We start from the raw sequence: 13,388 nt of genomic DNA on the forward strand, positions 1-13,388 counted from the left end.
TTTTGGACTTGGGTTGAACTCGATCATGAGGTCAACCTGGCATTGCTCAAGCCGCTTCCGGTGCCTGCGCGCGACGCACGTCCGGCTGTTTCCACGAGTCGGCTGCCGCTTCTTCGATCGCCTGCTGGATCGCACGACGACGGCTTTCTTCGGCACGACGGCTGAAAAACCAGACCAGGAAGGTCACGATGGACACCGCCAGCAGGATCAGGCTGGCCACGGCGTTGATCTCGGGTTTGACCCCCAGACGGACCGCCGAGAACACTTCCATCGGCAGGGTCGTGGAACCCGGGCCCGACACGAAGCTCGCCAGCACCAGGTCATCGAGGGACAACGCGAAGGACATCATGCCGCCCGCTGCCAGTGATGGTGCGATCATCGGGATGGTGATCAGGAAGAACACCTTCCACGGCCGTGCACCCAGGTCCATGGCCGCCTCTTCGATGGACAGGTCCAGCTCGCGCAAGCGCGCCGAAACCACCACCGCCACATAGGCCGCACAGAACGTAGTGTGGGCGATCCAGATGGTGACGATGCCGCGTTCCTGCGGCCAGCCGATCATCTGCGCCATGGCCACGAACAGCAGCAACAGCGACAGACCGGTGATCACCTCAGGCATTACCAACGGCGCAGTCACCAGGCCACCGAACAGGGTACGGCCCTTGAAGCGCGTAATGCGCGTCAGGACGAACGCCGCCAATGTGCCCAGCGCCACCGCTGCAATCGCCGTGTAGCAGGCGATTTCCAGCGAGCGCACCACCGAGCCCATCAGTTGGCTGTTGTCGAGCAGGCCGACGTACCACTTGATCGACCAGCCGCCCCACACCGTTACCAGTTTGGAGGCGTTGAACGAGTAGATGACCAGGATCAGCATCGGCAGGTAGATGAACAACAGACCCACTACCAGCATCAGGCTGGAGAAACGGAAGCGCTTCATTCTTTACCCTCCATTTCCTTGGCCTGACTGCGGTTGAACAGGATGATCGGCACAATCAGGATCGCCAGCATCACCACCGCCAGTGCAGACGCCACCGGCCAGTCACGGTTGTTGAAGAACTCTTGCCAGAGCACTTTACCGATCATCAGGGTTTCCGGACCGCCGAGCAGTTCCGGGATCACGAACTCGCCCACCACCGGGATGAACACCAGCATGCAGCCGGCGATGATGCCGTTTTTCGACAGCGGCACGGTGATTTTCCAGAAACTGTTGAAGGTGCTCGAACCCAGGTCCGATGCAGCTTCCAGCAGGCTCTGGTCGTGCTTCACCAGGTTGGCGTACAGCGGCAGGATCATGAACGGCAGATAGGAATAAACCACGCCGATGTAGACCGCCAGGTTGGTGTTGAGGATCTGCAGCGGCTCGTCGATCCAGCCCATGCTCATCAGGAAACCGTTGAGCAGGCCGTTGTTGCTGAGGATGCCCATCCACGCGTAAACGCGGATCAGGATCGCGGTCCAGGTCGGCATCATGATCAACAGCACCAGCACCGTTTGCATTTCCTTGCGGGCAACGGAGATGCCGTAGGCCATCGGGTAGCCGATCAGCAGGCAGAGGATGGTGCTGAAAAGCGCCATCTTCAACGAGCCGAGGTAAGCGGCGATGTACAGCTCGTCACCGGCCAGCATCGCGTAGTTGCCCAGGTTAAGCAGCAACTGCAGCTTCTGCTCGGCGTAGCTGTAGATTTCGGTGTAAGGCGGAATGGCCACGTCCGCTTCGGCGAAGCTGATCTTCAGAACGATGAAGAACGGCAGCATGAAGAACAGGAACAGCCAGATGAATGGAACCCCGATGACCATCTGACGGCCACCGGGAATTATTCGATTGAGACGACGCTTGAATTTGCGCATGTTCATGAGCGGAGCACCACGCCGCTGTCGTCTTCCCAGTACACGTAGACCTGATCACCCCAGGTCGGCCGCTGCCCGCGACGCTCGGCGTTGGCCACGAACGACTGCACCAGCTTGCCGCTTGGCAGTTCGACGTAGAACACCGAGTGCCCGCCCAGGTAGGCGATGTCGTGGACCTTGCCGCTGGACCAGTTGTACTGGCAGGTCGGCATGTCGGCGGTGACCAGCAGTTTTTCCGGACGGATCGCGTAGGTGACCGACTTGTCCTGCACCGAAGTGCTGATGCCGTGGCCGACGTAGATCTGACGATCCAGGTCTTTGCAGGTAATGATCGCGTGGCCTTCGGCGTCGTCGATCACTTCGCCTTCGAAGATATTCACGTTGCCGATGAATTCGCAGACCAGGCGGCTGGTCGGGGTTTCGTAGATGTCGATCGGGCTGCCGATCTGGGCGATCCAGCCCAGGTGCATGATCGCGATGCGCTCGGCCATGGTCATGGCCTCTTCCTGGTCGTGGGTCACCATGACGCAGGTCACGCCGACGCGCTCGATGATCTCCACCAGCTCCAGCTGCATTTGCGAACGCAGCTTCTTGTCCAGTGCACCCATCGGTTCGTCGAGCAGCAACAGCTTCGGACGCTTGGCCAGGGAACGGGCCAGGGCCACACGCTGACGCTGACCGCCGGACAATTGATGCGGCTTGCGCTTGGCGTACTGGCTCATCTGCACCAGCTTGAGCATTTCGGCCACGCGGGCGTCGACTTCAGAAGTCGGGATCTTGTCCTGCTTGAGGCCGAAGGCAATGTTCTGCGCCACGGTCATGTGCGGGAACAGGGCGTAGGACTGAAACATCATGTTGATCGGCCGCTCGTAGGGCGGCATGTCAGTGATGTCTACGCCATCGAGGAAAATGCGCCCCTCCGTGGGCCGTTCGAAACCTGCGAGCATGCGCAGCAAAGTGGATTTGCCCGATCCCGAACCGCCGAGCAGGGCGAAGATCTCGCCTTTCTTGATTTCCAGGGACACATCGTCCACGGCAATCGTCTCGTCGAACTTCTTCGTGACCCGGTCGATTTTGACCAGCACCTGTTTAGGTTGCTGGTCGCCCTCGAGGGCTTTCTTATAGGCGCCGGAGGCAACTGCCATTTACGAAACTCCCAGAAAAAAAGAGTGCAGTTCGCTCAAGGAGAGCCAACCTTGGATAGTTTGAGCCTTGAAGCTATTTACCCGTCTTGACCTTGGTCCAGCTGCGGGTCATCAAACGTTGAATATTCGGCGGTAACTCGACTGACACGTAAGTCTTGTCGAGCACCTCTTGCGGTGGATAAACCGCTTCGTCGGTGCGAATGGACTGTTCCATCAGTTTGTCCGACCCCGGGTTGGGGTTGGCATAGCCGACGTAATCACTGACCTGGGCAATCACCTCAGGCTTCAGTAAATAGTTGATGAAGGCGTGGGCCTGCTTGACGTTGGCCGAGTCCTTCGGAATCGCCAGCATGTCGAACCAGAGCGCGCCGCCCTCTTTCGGAATCGAGTAGGCGATGTTCACGCCTTTCTTGGCTTCTTCGGCGCGGTTCTTGGCCTGGAAGATGTCGCCGGAGAAACCGATCGCCACGCAGATATCGCCGTTGGCCAGATCCGCGATGTACTTGGAGGAGTGGAAATAGGTCACGTAAGGGCGCACTGCAAGCAACTTGGCGGTGGCCTTTTCGTAGTCCTTGGGATCGGTGCTGTTAGCGTTCAGGCCCATGTAGTTAAGCACTGTCGGCATCATTTCATCGGCGGAATCGAGGAACGCGACGCCACAGCTTTGCAGCTTCTTGATGTTCTCCGGCTCGAACAGCACGCCCCACGAATCAATGGTATCGACGCCCAGCACAGCCTTGACCTTGTCGACGTTGTAACCGATGCCGTTGGTGCCCCACAGGTACGGCACGGCGTACAGGTTGCCAGGATCGTTCTGCTCCAGGCGCTTGAGCAGCACCGGGTCGAGGTTCGAATAGTTCGGCAGCTGCGACTTGTCGAGCTTCTGGAATGCCCCGGCCTTGATCTGTTTGCCGAGGAAGTGGTTCGACGGCACGACCACGTCGTAACCGGTACGCCCGGCCAACAGCTTGCCTTCCAGGGTTTCGTTGGAATCGAAAACGTCATAAACCGGCTTGATACCGGTAGCTTTCTGGAAATCGGCCAGGGTGGTCTCGCCGATGTAATCCGACCAGTTATAAATATGCACGGTACCGGCGGCCTGGACACTGACAGCAATTGTCAGCCCGGCCCCCACCAGCATGGCATTGCGTAACATAGAAAAAATAGGCAAGTGGAGGTCCTCTGAAATTAGTTGGGCCCAAGTTGCCCCGCGCTACATGACAACCGTGGTTGCCCGGCAACAAAACCGGCGCGCAACTTACCCTCGAAAAACCGTTCCAGCAAAACTTTCTGTCATTTAATTGCACCTGTCGTCGCCACCGCGCGGATGACGACAACAGGTTGTTGCATCAAACCGGCTTATTTACCGGATTTGATCTTGGTCCAGCTGCGGGTCATGATCCGCTGGGTCGCGGCCGGCAAGTCGGCAATCGCGTACAGCTTGGCCAGCACGTCCGCCGGTGGGTAAACACCCGGGTCGCTGGTGATGTCTTTATCGACCAACGCAGTTGCAGCCGCGTTACCGTTCGGGAAACGCACAGCGTTGGTGATTTCAGCCATGATTTCCGGCTTCTGCAGGAAGGTCATGAACTTGTAGGCGCCTTCGACGTTTTCGGCATCTTTAGGGATGGCGACCATGTCGTAGAAGCTGCCGGCACCTTCTTTGGGAATGTTGTAGCTGACTTTCACCTTGCCACCGGCTTCTTCCGCGCGGGACTTGGCCTGGTAAATGTCACCCGAGTAACCCACGGCCACGCAGATGTTGCCGTTGGCCAGGTCGGAGATGTACTTGGACGAGTGGAAGTAACCTACCGAAGGACGGATTTTCAGGAACAGCGCTTCGGCTTCGGCCAGTTGTTTTTTGTCCTGGCTGTCGGTTGGATAGCCCAGGTAGTGCAGCGCCACCGGAATCATCTCGGTTGGCGAATCGAGGAAACTGATACCGCACGACTTCAACTTCGCGGCGTTTTCAGGTTTGAACAGCAGGTCCCAGGAGTTGGTCGGCGCGTCGGCACCCAGTGCAGCCTTGACCTTCTCGGGGTTGAAGCCGATACCGATCGAACCCCACATGTACGGGAAGGCGTGCTCGTTGCCCGGGTCGCTCACGGAAACGGCCTTGAGCAGGTCGGTGTTCAGGTTCTTCCAGTTAGGCAGCTTGGACTTGTCCAGCTTCTGGTAGACGCCAGCCTTGATCTGCTTGGCCAGGAAGTTGTTCGACGGTACAACGATGTCGTAACCGGACTTGCCTGCGAGCAACTTGGCTTCCAGGGTTTCGTTGCTGTCGAAGACGTCATAGACAACCTTGATGCCCGACTCGTCTTCAAACTTCTTGACGGTGTCCGGTGCGATGTAGTCGGACCAGTTGTACACGTGCAGTACTTTGTCATCGGCCTGAACCGCGCCCGCCATCAAACCCATCACGGACATGGCAAGCAGAGTCTTGCCAGCGAGCTTTTTACCTAGTGCCTTCATGCGTAATGCTCCAAATTTTTCTTTTTTGAACCACTTGTTCAGCGGCCGAACCCGGGCAACTGGAACCGCGGCTAGTCTGGCAAGATCCACATCGGTCTTTCAAGGAAACGGCCACGCTTTCTGACAGTTCCGAGCGAAAGTTCCAACTTCATATGCAGAACTTTGGACTTCCGCTCAGAGCCTAGCACTTAGCCCTGCAATGCACTCAGGGTCAGGTCAAGACACTTGCGAGCCTTGGTCACCAGTTCATCGATTTCCGCCGGTGTAATCACCAGTGGCGGAGCGATGATCATGGTGTCGCCGACGGCGCGCATGATCAGGCCGTTATCGAAGCAGAACTGACGGCAGATCATGCCGACGCCCTTGCCCTCGTAACGCTTGCGTGTGGCCTTGTCCTGGACCAGTTCGATGGCCCCCAGCAGACCCACCCCACGAACTTCACCCACCAGCGGGTGATCGTTCAGTTCCCGCAGACGCTTTTGCAAATACGGTGCCGTTTCTGCATGAACGCGCTCGATAATCTTCTCGTCGCGCATGATGCGGATGTTTTCCAGCGCCACCGCGGCAGCTACCGGGTGACCGGAGTAAGTGAAGCCGTGGTTGAAGTCGCCGCCTTCGTTGAGCACGTCCACCACTTCATCACGCACGATCAGGCCGCCCATCGGGATGTAGCCCGAAGTCAGGCCCTTGGCGATGGTCATCATGTCGGGCTTGAGGCCGTAGAAATCGCTGCCGAACCACTCGCCGGTACGACCGAAACCGCAAATCACTTCGTCAGCCACGAACAGGATGTCGTACTTGGCGAGGATTTCCTTGATGCGCGGCCAGTAAGTGTCTGGCGGAATGATCACGCCACCGGCGCCCTGGATCGGCTCGGCAATAAAGGCACCGACATTGTCGACGCCGACTTCCAGAATCTTTTCTTCCAGCTGGTTGGCCGCCCATACACCGAATTCTTCCGGGGTCATGTCGCCGCCTTCGGCGAACCAGTACGGCTGGGCAATGTGGACGATGCCCGGGATCGGCAAGTCGCCCTGTTCGTGCATGTAGGTCATGCCACCCAGGCTCGCGCCGGCCACGGTGGAACCGTGATAGCCGTTCTTGCGGCTGATGATGACTTTCTTGTTCGGCTGGCCCTTGATCGCCCAGTAGTGACGAACCATGCGCAGCATGGTGTCGTTGCCTTCAGAACCGGAGCCGGTGAAGAACACATGGTTCATGCCTTGCGGCGCGATGTCGGAGATAGCCTTGGCCAGTTCCAGTACCGGCGGGTGCGCGGTCTGGAAGAACAGGTTGTAGTAAGGCAGCTCGCGCATCTGTTTGCTGGCGGCATCGGCCAGTTCATCGCGACCATAACCGATCGCGACACACCACAGGCCGGCCATACCGTCGAGGATCTTGTTGCCTTCGCTGTCCCAGAGGTAAACACCCTTGGCGTTGGTGATGATCCGCGGGCCTTTCTCTTTCAGTTGCTTGAAGTCGCTGAACGGAGCCAGGTGGTGGTCATTGCTCAGGATTTGCCATTCACGGGTTTGCGGATTGTTGCTGGTCATACGAATCTCCTAAAAAAATCAGGTGAAGGCGCCGCCAGGCAGCGGCGGCGCCCGGCGTATCAGACGGCAAAGAGCAGGAATTCCCTTTCCCACGAACTGATCACGCGCTTGAAGTTTTCATGCTCGGCCCGCTTGACCGCGACGTAGCCAGTGATGAAATTTTTGCCCAGGTAACGCTCGATGGTCGCGCTTTTTTCCATGCGTTCCAGCGCGTCTTCGATGGTCAGCGGCAGGCGCAGGTTGCGGCGTTCATAGCCGCGACCCACCACCGGCGCACTCGGGTTAAGGCCTTCGACCATGCCGATGTAACCGCAGAGCAGGCTCGCGGCAATCGCCAGGTACGGGTTGGCATCGGCGCCCGGCAGGCGGTTTTCCACCCGACGGTTTGGCGGCCCCGCATCCGGCACCCGCAGGCCCACCGTGCGGTTTTCTTCGCCCCACTCCACGTTCACCGGCGCCGAGGTATCCGGCAGGAAGCGGCGGAACGAGTTGACGTTGGGCGCGAACAGCGGCAACAGCTCGGGAATGAGTTTCTGCAAGCCACCGATGTGGTGCAGGAACAGCTGGCTCATGGTCCCGTCTTCATTGGAGAAGATGTTCTTGCCGGTCTCGATGTCGATGATGCTCTGGTGCAAGTGCATGGCACTACCCGGCTCGCCGGTCATCGGCTTGGCCATGAAAGTCGCGGCGACGTTGTGCTTGAGCGCGGCCTCGCGCATGGTGCGCTTGAACACCAGGATCTGGTCGGCCAGGGACAGGGCATCACCGTGACGGAAGTTGATTTCCATCTGCGCCGTGCCGTCCTCGTGAATCAGCGTATCGAGGTCAAGGTCCTGCAGTTCACACCAGTCGTAGACGTCTTCGAACAGCGGATCGAACTCGTTCGCCGCTTCAATGGAGAACGACTGACGACCGGTTTCCGGACGACCGGAGCGGCCGATGGGTGGCTGCAACGGGTAGTCCGGGTCGTCACTGCGCTTGGTCAGGTAAAACTCCATTTCCGGCGCCACGATCGGCTGCCAGCCTTTGTCGGTATAGAGTTTCAGGACTTTCTTGAGCACGTTGCGTGGCGACAGTTCGATCGGGTTGCCTTGCTTGTCGTAGGTATCGTGGATGACGATGGCGGTCGGCTCGATGGCCCACGGCACCAGGTACACCGCGCTCTGGTCAGGACGGCAGATCATGTCGATGTCGGCCGGGTCGAGCAGCTCGTAATAGATGTCGTCTTCGACGTAATCGCCGGTCACTGTCTGCAACAGCACGCTTTCTGGCAGGCGCATGCCTTTTTCGGCAATGAATTTGTTGGTCGGCGAAATCTTGCCCCGGGTAATCCCGGTCAAGTCGGCGATCATGCATTCGACTTCTGTGATCTTGTGGTTTTTCAACCAATCGGTGAGCTGGTCGAGGTTGTTACTCATAAATGCCTCTAGGCTTGAGTTGTCTGGCCCTTTTAAGGTCAGGCGTTGTTTGACGCATCGGCGTCGCGTTGTAGAGCGTTTGCGCGGCAGATTACCGTGCTTGCCGACACGGCTGCAGAGGCCGGGCGTGCAGAATCGCGAGCGGTGCCCTGAACGATGGTCAGGCCGCTATTGTGAATCGGTTCTATATTGAATGGAGTAACCGTAATGGGGGTGCCATCGCGACCGTCCAGAATATCGGACGGGGACGGTCGAACCGTCACGGATGAGAGGATCACCAGAACCGCTGAGGCCACGGAACGGACGGACGTGTAATCACTGATGTGATAAACATGCCGACCGACCTGTCTTGAGCAGTCGGTGACGCCGATTATCGGCAGGCGAGACATGAAGCACCCCGGTATTATTGCTGTTATGGGTTTGATTCGAGCTTAGCCTTGTTCATTTTTTTACACAACACCCCCGTAAAAAATACAACACGGCCCGCTCAAGCCTGCGGGCGCCATAGAGGCCAAAGGCATAAAAACGCCCCAAAGTGCCTCAAAAAAGCCACACGGGCGCTTTTTTAGGGCAAAAAAGGCCTCGCTTGACTTCGGCATGCCGTTCGGGTTGACTGGAATCTGAAAAGATCAATGATTGATATTTTTAACAACAAAGGTGTTGCATCATGTCGGTACCCCCGCGTGCCGTTCAGCTTAACGAAGCGAACGCGTTCCTTAAGGAACATCCTGAGGTTCTGTACGTTGACCTTCTGATTGCGGATATGAATGGTGTGGTGCGCGGCAAGCGCATCGAACGCACCAGCCTCCACAAGGTTTACGAGAAAGGCATCAACCTGCCGGCCTCTTTATTTGCTCTGGATATCAATGGCTCGACGGTGGAAAGCACCGGCCTGGGCCTGGACATCGGTGATGCTGACCGAATCTGCTATCCAATCCCCGATACCCTATGCAACGAGCCATGGCAGAAGCGCCCGACCGCGCAACTGTTGATGACCATGCACGAACTCGAAGGCGAGCCATTCTTCGCCGACCCGCGTGAAGTGCTGGCCAACGTGGTACGCAAGTTCGACGAAATGGGCCTGACCATCTGCGCCGCGTTCGAACTGGAGTTCTACCTGATTGACCAGGAGAACGTGAACGGTCGTCCGCAACCACCTCGCTCGCCGGTTTCCGGCAAACGTCCGCACTCGACTCAGGTCTACCTGATCGACGACCTCGACGAATACGTCGACTGCCTCCAGGACATTCTGGAAGGTGCAAAAGAGCAAGGCATTCCGGCCGACGCCATCGTCAAGGAAAGTGCCCCGGCGCAGTTCGAAGTGAACCTGCACCACGTGGCCGACCCGATCAAGGCTTGCGATTACGCGGTCCTGCTCAAGCGCCTGATCAAGAACATCGCCTACGACCATGAAATGGACACCACCTTCATGGCCAAGCCTTACCCAGGCCAGGCGGGTAATGGTCTGCACGTCCACATCTCGATTCTCGACAAAGACGGCAAGAACATTTTTGCCAGTGAGGATCCCGAGCAGAACGCCGCACTGCGTCACGCGATCGGCGGTGTGCTCGAGACCCTACCGGCGCAGATGGCTTTCCTCTGCCCGAACGTCAACTCGTATCGCCGTTTCGGCGCACAGTTCTACGTGCCGAACTCGCCGTGCTGGGGCCTGGATAACCGTACCGTTGCGATTCGCGTACCGACCGGTTCTTCCGACGCCGTGCGCATCGAGCATCGTGTAGCCGGCGCCGATGCCAACCCGTACCTGCTGATGGCTTCGGTATTGGCGGGCGTGCACCACGGCCTGACCAACAAGATCGAGCCTGGCGCCCCGGTCGAAGGCAACAGCTACGAGCAGAACGAGCAGAGCCTGCCGAACAACCTGCGTGATGCACTGCGCGAGCTGGACGACAGCGAAGTCATGGCCAAGTACATCGATCCGAAATACATCGATATCTTCGTGGCCTGTAAAGAGAGCGAGCTGGAGGAGTTCGAACACTCCATCTCCGACCTCGAGTACAACTGGTACCTGCATACCGTGTAAGCGGTTGCAGCAGTGAAGAAACGCCGCCGGCCTCACCGCCAGCGGCGTTTTTTTATGGCCCCTGTGGCGAGGGGGCTTGCCCCCGTTGGGCTGCGTAGCAGCCCCAAAACAGGCGATTTCATTGAAACAGACATAACGCGTTTGCCGTAAATGGAGTGCTGCGCACTCCAACGGGGGCAAGCCCCCTCGCCACAGGGGATATGGCACATCTGTGCGCTCTGCGTACAATGCCCGCTGCCCCCGCAGGAGACCTCAATGACACGCGTAGCCGCACCTCGCAAACCCCGCGCACGCAGCCAGGCCCGGATCGATTCGATTCTCGATGCGGCCCGCACGCTGTTGGCCGCCGAGGGCGTGGCCAGTCTGTCGATCTACAGCGTCGCCGAGCGCGCGGAGATTCCGCCTTCCTCGGTCTACCACTTCTTCGCCAGCGTGCCGGCGTTGCTCGAAGCCTTGACCGCCGATGTCCACGCGGCCTTCCGCGCCTGCCTGCAAGCCCCCATCGATCACCTCGCCTTGAACGGCTGGCGTGATCTGTCGCGACTGGTGGAACAGCGCATGCTCGACATCTATGCAGAGGACGCTGCCGCCCGCCAACTCATTCTGGCCCAGCACGGCCTGACCGAAGTCACCCAGGCTGACCGCCAGCACGACATCGAGCTGGGCGACCTGATGCACAAGCTGTTCGATCATCACTTCGAGCTGCCGACGTTGCCGAGTGATGTCGATGTGTTCGCTCTGGCCATGGAGCTGGGCGACCGGGTGTATGCACGCTCGGTGCAGCAGCATGGGCAGATTACGCCGCGCATGGCTGAAGAAGGGATGCGGGTGTTTGATGCTTATGTCGGGTTGTATTTGCCACCGTATCTGCCCAAGCGCAGCATTCCAGCCTGAGAACTTTATTGGTCACACCGGCCTCTTCGCGAGCCCGCTCCCACAGGGGAATGCATTCCAAATGTGGGAGCGGGCTTGCTCGCGAAGGCCGCGCCGCGAATCTCGCTGATAGACACGCACAAAAAACCCCGAAGGGCTCAAACCCTTCGGGGTTGTTGTTTGCGCATGTGGCTTACAACTTGGCGATCGACACCTCGGTGGATTTCACAAACGCGATCACTTCACTGCCGACCGCCAGTTCCAGCTCTTTCACCGAGCGCGTGGTGATCACCGAAGTGACGATGCCGGAAGCGGTCTGCACGTCGATTTCCGACAGCACGTCGCCGAGGACGATTTCCTTGATGGAGCCTTTGAACTGGTTACGAACGTTGATGGCCTTGATAGTCATGATGTTGATTCCTGTCGTTGGGTAAGACTTGAGTTATTGAGCCCAGCGCAATTGCGTAGGCAAGGGTGAAACAGGTTCCGGCTCCGGCGGTTGGCCGGGCAAAGCCAGCACGCGATTGAGCACTTCGGTTTCCAGCGCCGCCAGCCGATGGGAGCCGCGCACCCGAGGGCGCGGCAGTTCCACGTGCAGGTCGAGGCCGACTTCGCCGTCTTCGATCAGGATCACCCGATCGGCAATCGCCACGGCTTCACTGACGTCATGGGTCACCAGCAACACCGTGAAGCCGTGCTGCTGCCAGAGCCGTTCGATCAGTTGCTGCATTTCAATTCGGGTCAGGGCATCCAGCGCACCCAAGGGTTCGTCGAGCAACAGCAGGCGCGGCTGATGAATCAACGCACGGGCCAGAGCCACGCGTTGCTTCTGTCCACCGGACAGCGCGGCCGGCCACTCGTGGGCGCGATCGGCCAGGCCCACCGCATCCAAAGCTGCAAGCGCTTGCGGTCGCCAGTTACCCTTGAGGCCCAGACCGACGTTGTCGATGATCTTTTTCCAGGGCAGCAAACGCGCTTCCTGGAACATCAGCCGCGTATCCTCCCGCGCATCACTCAATGGCGCGGCTCCGGCGAGCAACTCACCGCCGGTTGGTTGATCGAGGCCGGCGAGCAAGCGCAGCAAGGTACTTTTGCCGCAGCCACTGCGACCGACCACGGCGACAAACTGGCCCGCCGGAATGTGCAGGTCGATCTCGCGCAGCACCTGCCGTGCACCGAAGGTTTTTTGCAACTTGCGCACCACCAGCGGAGTCCCGCGCAGCAGGCGTGGAGGTTGTTGAGCCGTCATGCCGCACCTCCCTTGGCAACCTGATACGCCGGATGCCAACGCAGCCAGACTCGTTCAAGCCCACGGGCCGCGAGGTCGGCCAGTTTGCCGAGCACCGCGTACAACAGAATCGCCAGCACCACCACGTCGGTCTGCAAGAACTCCCGGGCATTCATTGCCAGATAGCCGATGCCGGAACTCGCGGAAATGGTTTCCGCCACGATCAACGTCAGCCACATGAAGCCCAGGGCGAAGCGCACGCCGACCAGAATCGAAGGCAGCGCCCCCGGCAGAATCACCTGCCAGAACAGGCTGAAACCGCTCAGGCCATAGCTGCGCGCCATCTCCACCAGCGCCGGGTCGACGTTGCGGATGCCGTGATAGGTGTTGAGGTAGATCGGGAACAAGGTGCCCAGCGCCACCAGGAAAATCTTCGCTGACTCGTCGATGCCGAACCACAGGATCACCAGTGGAATCAGCGCCAGGTGCGGCACGTTACGGACCATCTGCACCGAACTGTCGAGCAGGCGTTCGCCCCACTTCGACAGGCCGGTGATGAAGCCAAGGGTCAAGCCGATGCCACCACCGATGGTGAAACCCAGCGCAGCACGCCAGCCACTGATCGCCAGGTGCGTCCAGATTTCGCCACTGCGCACCAGGCTCACGCCGGCCTCGATGACGGCGATGGGGGCCGGCAGGATCCGTGTCGACAGCCATCCAGCCGACACACTCAACTGCCATACCGCCAGCAGCAACACCGGTAATGCCCAGGGCGCCAGGCTGTGGATGATTTTCTTCATGACCGCG

At 59.0% G+C, this 13,388-nt stretch carries 12 protein-coding genes; 2 read left to right on the forward strand and 10 right to left on the reverse strand.

Going from position 1 to position 13,388, the window contains the following annotated elements; genetic code table 11:
- Nucleotides 1-46 precede the first annotated feature (46 nt).
- From AC3IX1_RS27310 to AC3IX1_RS27340, 7 genes are all read right to left on the reverse strand, one after another.
- Nucleotides 47-937 (reverse strand): ABC transporter permease subunit, encoded by an 891-nt coding sequence (locus AC3IX1_RS27310; RefSeq protein ID WP_489317606.1) that lies wholly within the window; start codon nucleotides 935-937, stop codon nucleotides 47-49.
- Complete coding sequence (locus AC3IX1_RS27315; RefSeq protein WP_489388795.1) at nucleotides 934-1,815, reverse strand: ABC transporter permease subunit; 882 nt, start codon at nucleotides 1,813-1,815, stop codon at nucleotides 934-936. The genes AC3IX1_RS27310 and AC3IX1_RS27315 overlap by 4 nt, the downstream gene beginning before the upstream one ends.
- 35 nt (nucleotides 1,816-1,850) lie before the next feature.
- Complete coding sequence (locus tag AC3IX1_RS27320; protein ID WP_489386486.1) at nucleotides 1,851-2,993, reverse strand: ABC transporter ATP-binding protein; 1,143 nt, start codon at nucleotides 2,991-2,993, stop codon at nucleotides 1,851-1,853.
- A gap of 73 nt (nucleotides 2,994-3,066) precedes the next feature.
- Nucleotides 3,067-4,164, reverse strand: a complete 1,098-nt coding sequence (locus AC3IX1_RS27325; protein ID WP_489386487.1) for a polyamine ABC transporter substrate-binding protein — start codon at nucleotides 4,162-4,164, stop codon at nucleotides 3,067-3,069.
- Between the two features lie 188 nt (nucleotides 4,165-4,352).
- Nucleotides 4,353-5,465, reverse strand: a complete 1,113-nt coding sequence (locus tag AC3IX1_RS27330) for a polyamine ABC transporter substrate-binding protein (RefSeq protein ID WP_056726423.1) — start codon at nucleotides 5,463-5,465, stop codon at nucleotides 4,353-4,355.
- A gap of 188 nt (nucleotides 5,466-5,653) precedes the next feature.
- Nucleotides 5,654-7,018, reverse strand: coding sequence for an aspartate aminotransferase family protein (locus tag AC3IX1_RS27335; protein ID WP_489386488.1), 1,365 nt, complete (start codon nucleotides 7,016-7,018; stop codon nucleotides 5,654-5,656).
- 59 nt (nucleotides 7,019-7,077) lie between these two features.
- Nucleotides 7,078-8,436, reverse strand: a complete 1,359-nt coding sequence (locus AC3IX1_RS27340; RefSeq protein WP_489386489.1) for a glutamine synthetase family protein — start codon at nucleotides 8,434-8,436, stop codon at nucleotides 7,078-7,080.
- A 667-nt stretch (nucleotides 8,437-9,103) separates the two neighbouring features.
- On the opposite strand from AC3IX1_RS27340, the gene AC3IX1_RS27345 reads away from it, so the two are divergent.
- Both AC3IX1_RS27345 and AC3IX1_RS27350 read left to right on the forward strand, forming a co-directional pair.
- The gene (locus AC3IX1_RS27345; RefSeq protein WP_223455869.1) at nucleotides 9,104-10,480 is read left to right on the forward strand and encodes a glutamine synthetase family protein; all 1,377 of its coding nucleotides are present in this window, start codon (nucleotides 9,104-9,106) and stop codon (nucleotides 10,478-10,480) included.
- Nucleotides 10,481-10,735: 255 nt separating this feature from the next.
- The gene (locus AC3IX1_RS27350) at nucleotides 10,736-11,374 is read left to right on the forward strand and encodes a TetR/AcrR family transcriptional regulator (protein WP_489386490.1); all 639 of its coding nucleotides are present in this window, start codon (nucleotides 10,736-10,738) and stop codon (nucleotides 11,372-11,374) included.
- A gap of 172 nt (nucleotides 11,375-11,546) precedes the next feature.
- Here the strand turns inward: AC3IX1_RS27350 and AC3IX1_RS27355 are convergent, their stop codons facing one another.
- From AC3IX1_RS27355 to ssuC, 3 genes are read right to left on the reverse strand one after another with little or no spacing between them, the layout of a single operon-like run.
- Nucleotides 11,547-11,762 carry a TOBE domain-containing protein gene (locus tag AC3IX1_RS27355; RefSeq protein WP_007967989.1) on the reverse strand — a complete coding sequence of 72 codons (216 nt, stop codon included), beginning with the start codon at nucleotides 11,760-11,762 and terminating at the stop codon, nucleotides 11,547-11,549.
- Between the two features lie 33 nt (nucleotides 11,763-11,795).
- Nucleotides 11,796-12,602, reverse strand: coding sequence for an aliphatic sulfonates ABC transporter ATP-binding protein (gene ssuB, locus AC3IX1_RS27360; RefSeq protein WP_489386491.1), 807 nt, complete (start codon nucleotides 12,600-12,602; stop codon nucleotides 11,796-11,798).
- Nucleotides 12,599-13,381, reverse strand: a complete 783-nt coding sequence (gene ssuC, locus AC3IX1_RS27365) for an aliphatic sulfonate ABC transporter permease SsuC (protein WP_150716315.1) — start codon at nucleotides 13,379-13,381, stop codon at nucleotides 12,599-12,601. Before ssuC ends, ssuB begins: the two co-directional genes overlap by 4 nt.
- Between the last annotated feature and the right edge of the window lie 7 nt (nucleotides 13,382-13,388).

The organism is Pseudomonas sp. KH_046_2 (assembly GCF_057838985.1).